This window comes from Photobacterium arenosum (genome assembly GCF_014841115.1).
Classification (GTDB): Bacteria; Pseudomonadota; Gammaproteobacteria; order Enterobacterales; family Vibrionaceae; genus Photobacterium; species Photobacterium arenosum.
Genome location: NZ_JACYTP010000009.1, coordinates 129040 through 144948 on the forward strand (window position 1 = coordinate 129040; position 15909 = coordinate 144948).

The 15909-nt window shown below is 46.8% G+C and carries 15 protein-coding genes and 1 riboswitch; of the genes, 5 read left to right on the forward strand and 10 right to left on the reverse strand.

Features of this window, described 5'->3' with window-relative positions; all coding sequences use genetic code 11:
- Positions 1 to 82: 82 nt before the first annotated feature.
- The 5 genes from IFO68_RS14560 to IFO68_RS14580 form a co-directional block, all read right to left on the reverse strand.
- The gene (locus IFO68_RS14560; protein ID WP_192016576.1) at positions 83 to 697 is read right to left on the reverse strand and encodes a TfoX/Sxy family DNA transformation protein; all 615 of its coding nucleotides are present in this window, start codon (positions 695 to 697) and stop codon (positions 83 to 85) included.
- Positions 698 to 828: 131 nt separating this feature from the next.
- Positions 829 to 928, reverse strand: a riboswitch (cyclic di-GMP riboswitch).
- Between the two features lie 213 nt (positions 929 to 1141).
- Positions 1142 to 2146: a substrate-binding domain-containing protein gene (locus IFO68_RS14565; protein WP_192016577.1), complete on the reverse strand. Its 1005-nt coding sequence runs from the start codon at positions 2144 to 2146 to the stop codon at positions 1142 to 1144.
- 436 nt (positions 2147 to 2582) lie between these two features.
- The gene (locus IFO68_RS14570; protein WP_192016578.1) at positions 2583 to 3404 is read right to left on the reverse strand and encodes a heme ABC transporter ATP-binding protein; all 822 of its coding nucleotides are present in this window, start codon (positions 3402 to 3404) and stop codon (positions 2583 to 2585) included.
- Positions 3401 to 4456: a FecCD family ABC transporter permease gene (locus IFO68_RS14575; RefSeq protein WP_419555448.1), complete on the reverse strand. Its 1056-nt coding sequence runs from the start codon at positions 4454 to 4456 to the stop codon at positions 3401 to 3403. Before IFO68_RS14575 ends, IFO68_RS14570 begins: the two co-directional genes overlap by 4 nt.
- A 34-nt stretch (positions 4457 to 4490) precedes the next feature.
- A complete protein-coding gene (locus tag IFO68_RS14580; protein WP_192016579.1) occupies positions 4491 to 5327 on the reverse strand; it encodes a heme/hemin ABC transporter substrate-binding protein in 837 nt (278 codons plus the stop codon).
- Between the two features lie 388 nt (positions 5328 to 5715).
- Here IFO68_RS14580 and hutX point away from each other — a divergent pair, with 388 nt between their 5' ends.
- On the forward strand, positions 5716 to 6198 hold the full coding sequence (gene hutX, locus IFO68_RS14585; RefSeq protein ID WP_192016644.1) for a heme utilization cystosolic carrier protein HutX: 483 nt from the start codon (positions 5716 to 5718) through the stop codon (positions 6196 to 6198).
- On the forward strand, positions 6198 to 6743 hold the full coding sequence (hutZ, locus tag IFO68_RS14590) for a heme utilization protein HutZ (RefSeq protein ID WP_192016580.1): 546 nt from the start codon (positions 6198 to 6200) through the stop codon (positions 6741 to 6743). The genes hutX and hutZ overlap by 1 nt, the downstream gene beginning before the upstream one ends.
- Before the next feature lie 55 nt (positions 6744 to 6798).
- On the opposite strand, the gene panP is transcribed toward hutZ, so the two are convergent.
- The 5 genes from panP to IFO68_RS14615 form a co-directional block, all read right to left on the reverse strand.
- On the reverse strand, positions 6799 to 8460 hold the full coding sequence (gene panP, locus IFO68_RS14595) for a pyridoxal-dependent aspartate 1-decarboxylase PanP (protein WP_192016581.1): 1662 nt from the start codon (positions 8458 to 8460) through the stop codon (positions 6799 to 6801).
- A 125-nt stretch (positions 8461 to 8585) separates the two neighbouring features.
- Positions 8586 to 9098: a hypothetical protein gene (locus tag IFO68_RS14600; protein WP_192016582.1), complete on the reverse strand. Its 513-nt coding sequence runs from the start codon at positions 9096 to 9098 to the stop codon at positions 8586 to 8588.
- Between the two features lie 239 nt (positions 9099 to 9337).
- Positions 9338 to 9436 (reverse strand): MetS family NSS transporter small subunit, encoded by a 99-nt coding sequence (locus IFO68_RS14605; RefSeq protein ID WP_120510723.1) that lies wholly within the window; start codon positions 9434 to 9436, stop codon positions 9338 to 9340.
- Positions 9437 to 9438: 2 nt separating this feature from the next.
- Complete coding sequence (locus IFO68_RS14610; RefSeq protein ID WP_192016583.1) at positions 9439 to 10920, reverse strand: sodium-dependent transporter; 1482 nt, start codon at positions 10918 to 10920, stop codon at positions 9439 to 9441.
- A 386-nt stretch (positions 10921 to 11306) separates the two neighbouring features.
- A complete protein-coding gene (locus tag IFO68_RS14615) occupies positions 11307 to 11933 on the reverse strand; it encodes a hypothetical protein (RefSeq protein WP_192016584.1) in 627 nt (208 codons plus the stop codon).
- A 365-nt stretch (positions 11934 to 12298) separates the two neighbouring features.
- Between IFO68_RS14615 and IFO68_RS14620 the strand changes: the two genes are divergently transcribed.
- The 3 genes from IFO68_RS14620 (at position 12299) to IFO68_RS14630 (ending at position 15802) form a co-directional block, all read left to right on the forward strand.
- A complete protein-coding gene (locus tag IFO68_RS14620) occupies positions 12299 to 13504 on the forward strand; it encodes a patatin-like phospholipase family protein (RefSeq protein WP_192016585.1) in 1206 nt (401 codons plus the stop codon).
- 131 nt (positions 13505 to 13635) lie between these two features.
- Entirely contained in the window at positions 13636 to 14931 is a 1296-nt protein-coding gene (locus IFO68_RS14625; RefSeq protein ID WP_192016645.1) for an alpha/beta fold hydrolase, read from the forward strand.
- A gap of 271 nt (positions 14932 to 15202) precedes the next feature.
- Positions 15203 to 15802 carry a GTP cyclohydrolase II gene (locus tag IFO68_RS14630; RefSeq protein ID WP_192016586.1) on the forward strand — a complete coding sequence of 200 codons (600 nt, stop codon included), beginning with the start codon at positions 15203 to 15205 and terminating at the stop codon, positions 15800 to 15802.
- Positions 15803 to 15909 lie beyond the last annotated feature (107 nt).

Here is a 15909-nt window from a genome sequence, read left to right on the forward strand (position 1 = left end):
CCTGACGGAGCGTCAGGGCTGGAAAGCAGGTTATAAACCGTCAGCGTTCATCACAGGTAATGAAACACTGACAGGGGAAACCTTAATGATGAGCACTTGAAGCTGATGTTTCCAGCTTTGACAATAGCTCATTTCGGCGTTGTGGGGTAATAACAGACCAGTGTTTACCACTGACTGCACCTTCCAATGCCCAGAGCAGATCCAGACTCAATGACTCGTGATGAGATTCCTGCAACGCTTGGAAAGCACCAATAGCACCGACCTCGAAGAGTTGATCAACAGAACTGATACCGGCTTTTTTGAGCATACGCTCATTGGCCAGACGCAGGTTAGGCAGATCTTTAATGCGATTAGGGCTAGCCTGCAGTTTTTTCTCTTTATCCGCCTGGGCAGCATTCAGAGAACGTTCTGCATGTTCCAGGATAACATCAGGGGTTTCCCACCAGTTATCCGGAATGGCATAGTGCTTCGTAACAACAGGAAAACCGCGTTTCTGGTAGACGTACGGTTTGAGGTCTGCTTGTTTGAAGGCTTCTTCATTTCTCGCATTAGCGCGCAGATGCAGCTTGTTGTTAACAACTAGAGCGAACATCGTTTCACCTGCGAAAATGCCAAACCCGCCAAACATAGAGCGAGATTTTATTTGACCAAATTTCTCAAATAAACGAATTGAATCTTTCAGTAATGGTTTGTCCATGCTTCTTTTCTCGGCAATTATTTTCAACAAAAGAAGTCACTTAACAAAGGAGCGAGGATTCAATTATGCACAAGATTATGAATGCTTTGTCATAGCTATGACAAAAACAGTCTATAATCTTCACTTCATCCATCGGCAACCCCGCTACCATGAGTAAAAGCTAATCAAGCAGTTACTTTTAGGCCGGAAGCTTTGCGTCCCATTCTTTCAAATGGTTTGCCTTGTTCGTGACTGTTTAATCATATATCAATAAGACTAATTTGATATGGATCGCACAAAAAAATTGTGAGGCTAATCGCAATAAAAATCGTATAAATTTTACAGAATGCGATGCATTGTCTCATTAATTCCCCCATGGCGTAGTAATATTCCATATGCAAATAGCCGATAGTCAAATTAATATCGGCTGCACGCTACATCACATGGAGGAAAATCGTTTATTTTTTACGTGATTCGTTTTACAGAATGGCGGACAACTAATTCCGGATTGATTTCAAATGTCTGGAAATCGTGACTTTTGCTTTTCACTCTTTCCATCAGGATTCCCACTGCCGTTTTGCCCAAACGCCGCTTCGGCTGGTGGATAGTGGTCAAGGGTGGGGAGAAGTAAGGGGCCAGATCTATATTGTCATAACCGATAATAGAAACATCTTCAGGCACTCTCACGCCGGCTTGCTCAAACGTGCTGATTAATGCCATGGCCATAATGTCATTGAAACAAAAAATGGCTGTTGGACGATCTTTCATAGCAATAAATTCATTGGCTGCAACAACTGCAGATTCACATTCGAAATCACCTTCAAGAATCCAGCTATCATTGACAGTCAGACCCGCTTCGCGCATCGCTTTATTAAAACCTTTCAGCCTTTCACGGCAGGTGGATTTATCTTTCTGGCCAGACAAGCAGCCGATTTTAGTGTGTCCATTGTCAATAAAATGGCGGGTTGCCAGGTAACCGCCCAGCTCAGCGTTATCTTGTATATTGTCCGTTTTGGGGCGGGCCGGACCCCAGTCCATGATCACCATAGGCAGATCAGGCTGTCGTTCTAATTGTTCCAGCAACTGATCATCCAGATCAGAGCACATGACCAGTAGCCCGTCGACGCGTTTTTCAGACAGCATGCGCAGATAATCTTTTTGCTTGTGGAGATTACCTTCAGTGTTACAAAGGATCAGCGTATATCCTGCCTTATAGCAGTATTCCTCGACACCATGCACCAACTCTGCAAAAAATGGATTGGTCGATTTGGTCACCAACATGCCGATTGTACTGGTCGTGTTGCATTTCAGGCTGCGTGCGACAGCACTAGGCGCATAATTCAGCTCCTCAACTGCAGTCAGGACTTTCTTCTGTGTCGCCTCCGCTACGAAGCGGGTTTTGTTGATCACGTGTGAAACTGTGGTTGTCGATACACCAGCCATACGTGCAACATCTTTAATGGTTGCCATAGTTGTTCTTCTAGTCTTCAGGCCCTTTGGGCCTCTTTGAGTCTTAATGTTGGCCAGACGTTAAAAAGCCGCTTTATGCATAAGAAAGCGGCAAGAAATGAATGACTCAGGCCTGGTCGTTAATCATGTTCTATCGGTGTTGTGCCATCTGACAATGTCTTGAAAAGATACCCACAACGCACTGTAAAAGAGAACCCGAAGGCTATCGCCCAAGGGAGCGTAAACCGGATAAAAGTTTGACCGCCATTACGCTTCGTTTCATCGGTTAATCGCTTGCGATCACATTTTACTGAGACTCACGCACAGTGCAACGTTTCTCTTGTTGAGTGGAATGATTCTTGATAGAGGTCAATAATAGGATGCAACAATTGTACGCAATTTTAGTGGTGTAAAATCAGCAGAAGGCACAGTTGAATGTGCCTCATGGTTTGTGGCGTTATGCCGACAGGACGACAGGGAAATGCCCGCGCGGGTGAGTCTCTATGATAACAGGGGCACCATACACGGATTGGATATGTTCCGCTGTTAATGTGTGCCAGGCATCGCCATCTGCTTGTATTTTACCGTGGTTGAGTAAGATCAAACGATCGGCATACTCAGCAGCGAGATTCAGGTCGTGAATAACAAGAATGACCGCGGCGCCATTGTCTGCCATTTTTTTTGCCAGACTTAAGCAAGTTTGCTGATGGGCAAGATCTAAAGCAGAGGTGGGTTCATCCAGCATTAATAGACATTGATCACCGGCAGCGCTGAGTTGCGTCAGTACCCTTGCAAAGTGGACACGTTGTTTCTCTCCACCGGAAAGTGAAGGATAAAGCCGCTGGCTGAGATGACTGATACCCACATCGGCCATTTTTTGACGCGTTATGTGCTGGCTTTCTTTAAGACTGAGCTTTAAGGGCATAGTGCCCAATTCTGCAACTTCCTGAGCGGTAAAACCAAAAGACAGCGTACTGTGCTGAGGGAGCACGCCCATATGATGCGCCAGACGGTGGGCATCCCAGTTTTTACGATGCTCACCAAAGATGTAGATATTGCCTTTGGCATGCATTTCCCCCGATAACACTTTCAGCAAAGTACTCTTACCGGCACCATTAGGTCCGAGTAAAGCGGTCAGCTCACCACTGCGAAAACTAATGCTCAGATTATCGAGCAACACTTTACCGCCCAGTGCCAGCGACAGTTTCTCGGCCGATATTGCCACTGGCAGGTTTCTGGCAGCTTGCTTTTTGGGTTGACATATTATGTGGTGGATCATTGCAAACGACCTCGCTGTTTTGTAAGCAGGACGATAAAAAATGGCGCGCCCAGAAGGGCTGTGATAATACCTACCGGCAGCTCGGCGGGCGCGGCGACAACGCGGGCTAGCATGTCGGCAATCAACAGGATCAGTGCGCCCAGCAGTGCGGAAAGGGGCAACAGTGTTTTATGGTTAGGGCCAGTTAACATGCGGCCAAGGTGCGGCACAATCAGTCCAATGAAGCCAATCACACCGGAGAGCGAGACGGCCACGCCAACACCGGCTGCACACAATAGAACCAGTAAACGTTTCAATGCTTGTACATTGACACCTAAATGCTGAGCCTCAGATTCGCCCAATAAGAGGGCATTTAATGCATTTGCCTGGCGAGTGAACAGGCAGAACAGGGTGGCTAGAGTAACAAAAGACAGGGCAATACCTGGCCAGGTCGCCCCCGCCAAAGAACCCATAGTCCACAGTGAGAGATCACGCAGTGCCTGATCATCGGCATAGAAATTCAGCAGCCCGAGCGCTGCACCGGATAAAGCGCCAATCGCCACGCCAGCAAGCAACATCACTGTGACAGAGGTGCCGGTTTTATCTGTACCGAGAAAGTACACAACCCAGGTTGTGATAGCGCCACCGGCAAAGGCAAAAACCGGTACGGTTCCAAGGGTCAGCAGCAGCGGGAATGACGCTGCCAGTGAGCCGAACAAGACTATGGCTAATGCAGCGCCTAAACTTGCTCCGCCGGCAACGCCTATAATGCCGGGATCAGCCAGCGGGTTTCGGAACAGTCCCTGCATGACCGCGCCACAAAGCGCCAGCACAGCGCCGATGGCAATACACAGCAGTGTGCGTGGTAAACGAACTTGCTGAATAATCAACTCAATATGGGGAGCCACTTTCTGCTGCCCCGGCAGAATAACCTGCCAGATGTCGGAGAACGAGATAGCCATTGGTCCGACAATGATGGAACAACATGCCGCAATGGCCAGTAACAGACATGTCGAGGGCATGATGGCTGACGTTGGCACTCGCAGTAATGACAACAGACGGATGCGTTGCATCCTTGAATGAGACATGCTTGGGTCAGACATGGTTTTACTGGCCATACAGAACCTGATTCAATCGCTCGGCTTCTTCAAGACTCTTCAGGTTCAAGCCGCCAATCAGGGCAGTACCGTCAATGGTATATAACGCATTGTTCTGACCAGCAGGTGTCGCTGCCAGTAAGGGTAAGCTTTTTAACAGACCGTTGAGTCCGCCTATCGACTGGCTGGCATGAGTACTTAGCAGGATGATATCAGGTTGCATCTCCACCATAGCTTCCGCAGATAAGGGTTTGTAAGATTCAATGGCTGTAGCCGCTGGATTCATGCCGCCTGCGAGCCTGATAACCGTATCCGCAGTGGTGTGGCGTCCCCCAACCATAGGTGCTCGCCCGGCATGAATGGTCAGAAAGAGAATACGTTTAGGTGTGTGTTTGTCTGCCAGACGCGATTCAATTCGCTTCACTTGCTGTTGAATCTGGCTGTTTAGCTGTGTTGCCTGGGCCTGTTTCCCCGTGAGTTGACCTACTTGCTCGACACGCTTGAGCAGATCATTAATGGTATCGCCCGAATTAAGGATGTCGACTGAGATACCCGCCTGGCGAAGCAGAGAGAGTGTAGTTTCAGGCCCCATTTCTTTAGAACCCACGACCCGGTCGGGCGTCAGCGCGATGATGCTTTCCGCGGAAAGCTGTCTGTGATAACCAAGGGTTGGAATGCCATTACCGGTATAAGCTTTACTGGTGATATCGACACCAACAAGCTGACTCTCTGCGCCCATTGCCACTATGAGTTCGGTAATGCCGGAACCTGCACTGATTATTCGTTCTTCTGCCCATGCAGATGTGGCAGCGAAGAAAAGAGCAACAGACAGTACGGCGCGTTTCATGAAAATCCCTCAATGTGATTGCAGATAGTCTTGATAAATCAAAGAAATATCAATTGCTTATGGAGTTCTGACAAAATATCTCAAATGAAATACAGATGAAAATCAATATCACACAAATGATATTGTTATCACAAGTGATAATTATTATTAATCGCGTCATTATCCATGAATGCTAAACAATATCAATTATCATTTGCAAAAGGACATAGAGCACCTTATCATTTTTACAAATACAATTAATTATCATTATTTTTTGTGTGTTGCTGTGCTTCTGCATGCCGATAAGGCTGACAGGCTATGAGGGCCGACTTTGCAAGCAGCATGATGAAGGAGAGCGTGAGTGTTTGAGAAATTCAGTTTGGCAACGCTGAAAACAGAAGTTGGTGCGATGCTGGAAGAAAACCCGAATTTGCACGCAGTGCTGATAGCGGAAAAGCTGGGTGTGACTGAGGGCGAAATCATCCTGGCCTTACCGGATGAACTTGTTACCCATATTGCAGGGGAGCATGCTCAGGCTATTTTAGAGGTGCTGCCGGAGTGGGGAATGATGACAACCATTGTTCACTCTATGGGATCAATCTTTGAAGTAAAGGCGCCATTTCCGAAAGGTAAAGAAGCGCGTGGATACTACAATCTGATTGGGAAAGCGGGTGAAATGCATGGCCACCTGAAGCTTGATCGCGTGTCGGATGTGGTTTTAGTCAGTAAACCTATGCAAGGAAATGAAAGTTATTTCATTGGTTTTCTGGCAGACAATGGTGAGTGTATTTTTAAAATTTACCTTGGCAGGGATGAAAAGCGACAGCTTATCCCTGAGCAAGTTGAGAAATTTAATTCGTTGAAACAGGCTTTTGTTGGAGAAGAAGTGTAATGAGCGAAGTGAAACAAGAACGTCTGCAAAACCGTCTGGAGCCACAAATTCAGGCGTTCAGAGATGCTTGTCAGACACTGCAGTTGGCAACAGTAGACTCAGAAGGAAAGCCGAATGTGAGCTATGCGCCATTTGCTTTGTTGGATGACGGATACTATGTGCTCATTTCGAAAATCGCCCGACATGCCCGAAATCTGCTGGAAAATCCGCAGGTATCTCTGATGATGATCGAAGATGAAGCAACCTCTAAAACGATTTATGCGCGTACCCGTTTAACATTCGAAGCCAATGTTGTACTGGTAGAACGTGACACTGAGCGCTGGCAATTGGGTGTTACAGCGTTAAAAGCGCGTTTCGGTGAGATTGTTGACGGGCTGAGTGGCCTGGAGGATTTCAAACTATTCCGTCTAGAGCCGACTCACGGCCTGTTTGTTAAAGGTTTCGGCCAGGCATTTCAAGTGACTGGTGATGATCTGATCGATTTTGTCCACCTGACGGAAGGGCATAAGCGCATTGATGATAGCGATGATGTAAAGTCAGCCTGATAGCTATTTATACAAAAAAACGGACAGTTTACTGTCCGTTTTTTTATGGTGCGTTTTAATGACTGAGATTGGCTTGAGAAAGAATGCGCGCTGTTATTGCGTTAATCTTTGGCAAGCTTTGCTGGCTGGTTAATGCCAGTTGCTTCTGCTCTTTGAGCACATCACTCAGAATGTCTGGTGTTGTCAGAGGGTTAGCCAGTACCACACGAAAGACTGTAGTGATCCGGCGATCCCATTGTTCTGGCATCAAACGTGTTCGCGAGACAAAAGACTTACCCGATTCACGCTGACGTTTCTGGATGTACTGAGTCAGATCGTTCAGGGCTTCGTGAATGGCCTGTTTGTCTTCATCGTTAGCAATAGCCAGTGCCTTTTGTGTATCTTCAGGCACGTAACGATAAGTCAGCAAGCACAGCTCTGGTGCTGATATCAGTTCAAACTCGGGGTCAGATTTGATCAGCTCAGCAAAGTAGCGGGCTTTCTCGATACTGTTGTTGATCAGTAATTCATATCCCTGGCGGCTGATAATATTCAGGCTGGCAAACACCAGCATCGCCATACCATTTCTGGATCCTTCAAGCGTATGGCTGCCAAGATCTTTGGAGCCTTTACGGAGTATGTATTCTGCATGATGTTCAATTGCAGCCATAGAGGCGGGATTTTTAAAAATCACCATACCCGCACCCATAGGGATATACAGCTGTTTATGGGCATCAATGGTTACTGAATCTGCTCGCTCGATGCCTTTCAGTAATGGACGGTATTTATTGGACATCAAGGTCGCACCACCCCAGGCCGCATCAACATGGAAATGGCAATTGTGCGCGAGAGCGATATCGGCTAATTCATCCAACGGATCGATGTTGCCTGTTTCTGTCGTTCCGGCAACGCCAACAATCGCAAAGGGTTTGATATTTCTGGCTTTGAGACTTTCGATGGTGTTCTGCAGATCTTCGGTACAGATCTTATTATTTTCGTCGGTTTTGATCGCAATCAGGCAGTCTCTGCCAATGCCGAGCACATCGGCGGCTTTTTTCAGTGAATAATGCCCGCGTTCCGACACCAGTACAGCCAGATCATCATAGCCGTAATGTTTCATCGCCCGAAAAAGGCCTTCCTGCGCGACCCCTTTAAAATCACCTTCTGGCTTTAGCAGGTTGTTACGGGCAACCCATAGTGCGGTGATATTCGCTATTGTTCCGCCCGAACAAAATGCGCCTAAAGAATGTTCAGCACTGTGCATCCAGCGTTGATAAAACGCATCTCTTTCACCGTAGATCAGATTGTGGAGAATCCCCAGTACCTGCCGCTCAAGTGGCGTGAAGGCCTTTGAGGTCTCGATTTTCACCAGGTTCTGGTTGAGGCCAATCATGATCTTTGACAGCGGCATCAAAAAGTAGGGCAGAGCCGATGTCATATGACCAATGAAAGTGGGTGCGGATGTGTGAACAGACTGAGCAACCAATTTTTCCAGTAAGAAATGTGTATGTTCAGAGACAAAACTGGGTTGCTCTGGCACAGAAGCACAAGAGAAATCTTTTTCAATTTCAGTCAGCGGCTTTTCCTGGGCGGCAATGTGAGTCTGTAAAAAGGCGTTGAGGTTTTCGGAGATCTCTTTCTCGATCCGACCAAGCGTGGAGTCGGGGGCTTCCGGCACGGTAAAGATACGGTGCAGGGTATCAAGAGATGCTTCAGCTTGTCTGTTTTCCACTGCCATAATGAGTTGTTACTTTTAGTTAACGTCGGCAAATCCGGCTAATTTACTGGAAATGAGGATAATTGTCTTGAAATTTTTATCAGAATGCACCGAACGTGTCACGTCCGGTGCCAGTCGGGTGAGCGTTATTCGCACTGAGTGGCAGCAATAGCGCTCATTTGTCGGTTGTATTCTTTGAGTGGCTTATCAATGTCATCCGGGTGGGTTAGCAGGTCGGCAAAAGCGCTGCGAAGCTCATAATTTTTCGGGTGTGGCGTGCTTTGACGATCCTCAAAGACTTTCTTCGCGTAATCGCCGAGGCTACCTTGCTGGGCAGATAGTGTTTTAATGTCTTGCTGAGTCAGCTTAAGCCAGGATTCGACAGATTGTGACAGGTCTAAATGGCTTTTATCGTTTGCCAGGTACCAGTCAACGGCTTCACGTTTCAATTCAAAATGGTGGGTTCTTCCTTCCATGAACCAGTCGCCGACTTCCTGTAAATCGGGATCTTTTTGCACAGTCAGCTGGACCAGGTTCTGGTACCACTCAAGAGAAGCATCAATGTACTGGTGGTATTTATTGCTTTCGCAAGTTTGTGTGGAAGCGAAAGCAGTAGTAGGTAGCAGGGCGAACGAGAGAACAAGAGCTGGAAACTTCATGGTCTTTCCTTGAACTGTTTGATAGAAGCTATTAACGCCATGTCATCATGGTGTTCAAGCTTTCGGAGTATTTTGGCAAATTGTAGCGGTAGAAGCGTCTGAAAGGAAAGAGATCTTGGTATCATTCGTTCACATCGTTCAACGAATATGAATCAAAGCGCACTTTTGAGTGTGAATCAACTGTAATATGTCTGAGGAGAATACAACAAGAGGCCCGCAGGCCTCTTGTTAGCAAAGGGTTACCCCTTGTTTTTCATCGCTACTGAGATGCAGTAAGCTGCGCCTCCCCAGGTAATACCCAGGCCGAATAGCATCATGATGATAGCACCAGCAGTCATACTTATACCTCTTTATTCTCTAGTGGTTTAGATGCAACATTGATAATCACTGCAATCACAAACATCGCTGCTACCAGGCCCCAACCCAGCATTAGCAAATCAGACGTTTCGTAACCACCGTAGCCGTTATTAAAGGTGTTGGTCAGGTTCGTACCCAGGATGATTGCCAGCATGATTGGGCTGATAAAGCGGATACAAATTTCAAACCATTTACCGATAGAGAACTCAGAAATGCTGTTCACATAGCTGCGAATGTCAGAGACTTTCAGCAACCAGCCAATAACCAGCAATTCAATCAGGCAGCTTGCCAGCAGGGCAACGTTGTTGATGAAGTAATCAACCAGATCCAGCAGCAGCAGGCCACCATTGGTTGCAAACGCCATCGAGACGATAAAGCCAACTCCACAAACTACGGAAGCTGCTTTTTTACGCGACCATTTCAGCTTATCCATTACCGCCGAGGTCACAGCTTCAATGATTGAAATGTGTGAGCTCAAACCCGCAACAACCAGAGCCAGGAAGAACACCGGGCCAAGAATATACGGAGCCGGTAACAGGTTTATTGCCGCAGGAATGGTGACGAAGGCCAGACCCACACCGGCAGAAACGACTTCAGTAAGCGGTTTAGCCTGTTCCTGAGCCATATAGCCAAGCACAGAGAAAATCAGAATACCCGCTACCATAGAGAAGCCACAGTTGATCAATACCGTCATAAAGGCATTGTTACTGATGTCGGATTTCTCAGGCAGGTAGCTGGAGTAGGCGATCATGATGGCAAAACCGACACTCAGGGTGAAGAAGATTTGCCCATAGGCAGCAGACCACACTTTTGCATCCAGGATTTTGCTGAAATCAGGCTGGAACAGGTAGTTCAGACCGTTCAGTGCACCATCCAGGAAAATAACTCGGGCAATTAGCGCCAGCACCATCAGGAACAACAAAGGCATCATGATTTTGCTCGCGCGCTCAATACCACCTTTAACACCGGTGAAAATAGCCGCGAATGTGATACCCCAAGCGATGATCATCGGAATGGCGATGTGCAGTTGTAGTCCACCCAGATTACTTGGCGAGTTATCCCCGAGTTTCAGATATTCACTAAAGAAGAAAGCGTTAGTATCACTTCCCCAGCTTTGAGTGAATGCAAAGCCCAGGTATGAGATGGCCCAACCGATAACAGCGACGTAATAAACGGCGATGACAGAAGCAATGAATACCTGGAACCAGCCCAGCCATTCCAGTTTCACACCTAGCTTGGAAAACGCTCTTGGTGCTGCACCACGCAGCTTATGTCCCAGGCTGAATTCCATAATCATGAATGGAATACCGGCCGTTATCATGGCGAAAAGGTATGGAATAAAAAATGCGCCGCCGCCGTTTTCGTAAGCCATATAGGGGAAACGCCAGATATTCCCTAATCCTATAGCAGAACCCACGGCTGCCAGAATAAATCCGGCTCGGGTTCCCCATTGTTCGCGTTTCATAAGTATCTCCTTGTGTACTGTTTTTCTCTATGAAACAGTATCTATTAAGTTTTTTATTCTAAGTATTTACTTCCTGTATCGTGGAATTTGGTTTGAAACCCCACGCAGTTAAAACGAGATTAACCACTGATACTTACCAGCGCAATAGACAGTAAGTTTTGGACTATTGGTTATAAATAGGCATTACTATTGACTTATTCCTCCGTACTGTGGAAATAACAAGTTGTTAACGAAATGTTTAGACGATCACACCGTAATGCTGTGATTATTGAGTGAATTGTTTTATTTTAATTTTTTAGCGTCGATGACTAATAAATAGTCAAAAATTAGACTTTTGCAACATTTTGAAGACTAATTGTACTAAGTAAGTAGTTTACTATTTTCTTTCAGAACACAAAGCTGACACCAAGATTGGTTTGATACACACTCAACCAGTCACTATCGATATTCACGTCACAGGCTTGTATTCCTGCCGTACCTTGGCAATCAGCAGTGGTGTTTCCGTCAACACGGCTGGCTAACCATCTGGCTTCTAACCGAATTCTGGTGTTGTTATTGATGAAAAAGTCAGAACCAAAAAAGGCGCCGCCCGACAATAAAATATTCTGTTTTGACCAACTGACATCCATGAGTGTCCCACCCAGACTTAAGCCGATAAAGCTGGTAAGCATAGGGGCTACGCGATAATGGCTGCTGCTTTGAAAATGAAAAAACGTTGCACTGCCGTCGTCATCAAAGCCTTTGGTTTGCATTTTCATGTGCTGTGCAGTAAATCCAATCCGGCCATTGAATAATGATTGTTTTCCGTAATTACCTTCAATGGTGACACCGAAAAGACCCACGTTATCCGGGGATATTGTCATCCCGCCCTCAGACTCAATACTATCCGGAAAGGAGTAACCCCAATACGGCGTCACATAGATTGGTTTTTGCGAACTCGCTTGTGTTTCAGGTGTGATTGCCAGAGCAGAGACAATGCACATTATGAATAAATGATTGTTATTTAATGCCATTTTTCCTTCCTTGCGCCAGTATCAAATAATTGTGATAGTCGCCCTAAAACCATGTTTATTGTATGGTCAAGGTGCACGCTCAGCCCTACAATCTGCTAGTGTTAGTACCAGTGAATGGTGCTGGTAGCCCGCACTCACAGTGATAGTAAATATGGAGCGTATATGAATCATTTAACCCCTGAATTTAAAATGGCGTTAACCGTTGCCGTTATCATTATGATAGTCCTTTTCGGATTTGGGTTGACGGCAATAACGCATTAATCGTTATATATCACCCTGTTATTATTTTTCTCCTGTTGTTGAGCATTCGCCTTACAATGAAATGAGGGGAAGGTTTTTGTTTTTTAACAGAGTGAGTTAGGTGTATGAATCACTTGCCTTTTAGTCTCGGGGATCTGGATGACAGTCTTGTCGACACATTTTCTGCAAAATTGTCGGAATCAAAAAAGCAAAAAATTGCACTGGTGGTTCAAGGGGGCGGGCAGCGCGGCATTTTCACTGCCGGTGTTTTTGATGCCTTTCTGGAAGCCGGATTTGACCCGTTCGAACTCTACATCGGTACATCTGCCGGCGCGCTGAACCTTTCCTCTTTCATCAGCCGCCAACCCAAGTTTGGCCATGACTTCATCGTTAACCTGACTACCCAACAAGAGTTTTTTAATCTCTACCATTATCTGAGTCAGCAAAAGCCGATGAATCTGGACTGGGCCTTTGATCAGATTGGCCTCAATGGCAAAACGCCTTTAGATGTCTCGACGGCCCGTCGCGTATTGACGTATCGTCAGGCACTTGCCTGTGCCACGCGCAAAGATACCTTGCAGGATATCTACCTGCCTATGTACGAAGACAACTGGCGTGATGTACTGCGCGCGTCCTGTGCCATTCCACTGCTTTATAATCTACCCGTTAGTCTCAATGAACTTGAATGGGTCGATGGCGGAGTAAGTGCGGCTGTACCTGTGAAGGAAGCCTGGAAGCGAGGGGCTGAGCTGGTCATAGTGGTTCGTACCGAACCTTTGCAGATGATACAGCAAACACCGGGGGTGCTGGATGACTGGAGAGAGCGCATCGAAGTTGCCCTGCCGGAATATATTGAGCGATTCAGCCTGAATGAATCTCTCGACCGCGTGAAAGCGGTGCGTCATGAACTGACCGACCGTTTCGATAATTGGAAGCGTTTGTGGCTGGATAAAGAAACACAAGGCATGATCGCAGCCGATGAAATGAATAAAGAGCTCGAAGAAGAGAAAAAAGCGGTGAATGGTTACCGTAAATGGCTCAGTGGGTTGAATGTAGAGCGTTTTCTGTCCTTAACCGGTAAACGTTCTGAAGTGTTTGATATGCTCAACCGCTACTATCAAACCTACAAAGATGTTAATGATTTCCTTATTCATCCTCCTGAGGAACTGAAAGTGATCCAGATTGCGCCGCAAAAAGCCCTGCATAGTAAGGCTTTGTTGAGCAGCCAGCAGGATCTGAATCTTGATTACATGCAAGGTAAGGAAATCGGCCGTGAATTTTTGGTGTATTTTGCTGATATGCTGAACAACAAAACGACAGTCAGGCAATAACCTGATTTTCAGTACTCGATACACAATGACGTACCAGTGGCGTGATGGCCATAACCGGTGACAGTGACCATCCTTTGGCACATGGCACCAGGTAGAGACGGAAAGTCCTCCGTTGGTGCATGGAGAAAATGATGCAATCAGGTTTTTATATTGGGGACATGTTCTGTCAGCCCCACGTTTTTCAACTGCCTTTGGATTACCACCACCCTGAAGGCCAAAAGATTCGTGTATTTGCCCGTGAAGTGGTGGCGAGAGGCAAGAAAAGCAGCGATTTACCCTGGTTGGTTTATCTGCAGGGGGGGCCGGGTTTCCCATCACCGAGACCGGAGGCCGAAAGTGGCTGGTTGAAGCGGGCATTGAAAGATTACAGAGTCCTGCTGCTCGATCAGCGGGGCACCGGACAGAGTGAGCCGGTCCATGCGCAGACTCTGGCAGGGTTAACGGCGCAGCAGCAAGCCGATTACCTGAGCCATTTTCGGGCAGATAATATAGTGCGTGACGCAGAAGCTATTCGGGAAGCGTTGGGGATCAAACAATGGTCACTGCTTGGGCAAAGCTTTGGTGGTTTTTGCGCTCTGCATTATCTTTCTTTTTACCCGGACAGCCTGGTGAGCGCCTGTGTAACTGGCGGAATTCCTCCAATTTCTGGCCATGCTGATGAGGTGTACCGGGCAACCTATCGCCGGGTGCTGGATAAAAATGCGGCTTTCTTTCAGCGTTTTCCTGCCGCTCAGGCATTGTGTAATCGCATTGCGGATCATGTATTGACCCAAGATGTTTTTCTGCCGAACGGGCAACGATTTACTGTTGAGCAGTTTCAGCTGATTGGCATCAATCTCGGCAGAAGTGGCGGGGATCTGGCGCTCTATTATCAGCTGGAGAGTGCATTTGTCGAGGTGAGCGGGCAACCGGAACTCAGCTATAGCTTCCTTAACGCCATGCTGGCGGAGCAGTCTTACCAGACCAATCCGATTTATGCGATTTTGCACGAATCAATTTATTGTCAGCATCAGGCGTCCCGCTGGTCTGCGCACCGGGTGCGCGATGAATACCCGCAATGTCATTATCAGCCCGGCCAAGATTTTTGTTTTACCGGAGAAATGGTTTATCCGTGGATGTTTGAGCAGCTCGACACCCTGAAACCATTGCGAGAAGCGGCAGCTATTCTGGCAGAAAAAGCAGATTGGCCAGCGTTATATGATGCCAGTCAGCTGGCCGCTAACAAGGTCCCGCTGGCTGCAGCGGTTTATGTCGAAGACATGTACGTGGAATTCGATTACAGCCGTGACACCCTGGCCGGTATCCCAAACAGTAAAGCCTGGATGACGAATGAGTTCGAGCATAACGGGCTGCGGGCGGATGGTGAGCGTATCCTTGATACCTTACTTCGCTTTAGTCAGGAGATTCACGATCAGTTTCAGGGCTAGAGCAGAGGCTCTGAGGTATGCAGGGCCCTTTATCTCTGACAACAATCATCATTGCTCATGACTTAATTGTTATGTTATAACACTTTTAGTGGGTGGCACCGGAGCATAAGTCAACGGTGATGACTGTTTTAGTGTCATAATTTTAGATATCATCAGCGCCACATGCATACCAACAGCGCATTGAAGTCAGCGGTCTAATGAACTGTGTCGGTAGATAACATAGCAATCAATTGTCGTCAGACTGTGGTTGTATGAGAGGTAATAAAACAAAATGGTAAATGTAAGGGCCAGAGTCCCCTTTAAAGTCGGTACGAAAAGCCATATCCCTGCCGATATTCTCTCTTTTGATGGCCTAGCTTCAGGAAAAGAGCATGTTGCGCTTATTTTCCGTGATGCAGATAAACAACAACTCCCTCCTTTGGTTCGGATGCACTCTGAATGCCTTACCGGGGATGTTTTTCATTCGTCACGTTGCGACTGTGGTGAGCAGTTAGATGAAACCATAGAACGGATGGCTGAAGAAGGTGGCATTATCTTGTATCTGCGTCAGGAGGGCCGTGGTATTGGTTTGTATAACAAAATCGATGCCTACCTGCTGCAGAGCCAGGGTATGAATACCTACGAAGCGAATAATCATTTGGGATTTGGTGATGATCTCCGGGATTTTTCCGAAGCGGCACAAATGCTCAAAGCACTAGGTGTTGAAAGCATCAGGTTGATCACTAATAACCCGAAAAAAATTCAGGACCTGGAAGCTTTAGGCATTTCGATTGAAGAAGTAGTGGGTACAAAAGCACACTTGAAAGAGGGCAATGAAAATTACCTTCGTGCCAAAGCCAGCCGTGGTAAACACCGTTTTCATTTTGACTGAAACCGGATAAAAGCCGATTGTAAAGCGAGCTGAAATGCTCGCTTTTTTTTGCCCGGAAAACCGCAATTTTAAGATTAGTTTTTATAATCCGAATTATAATAAAGTAT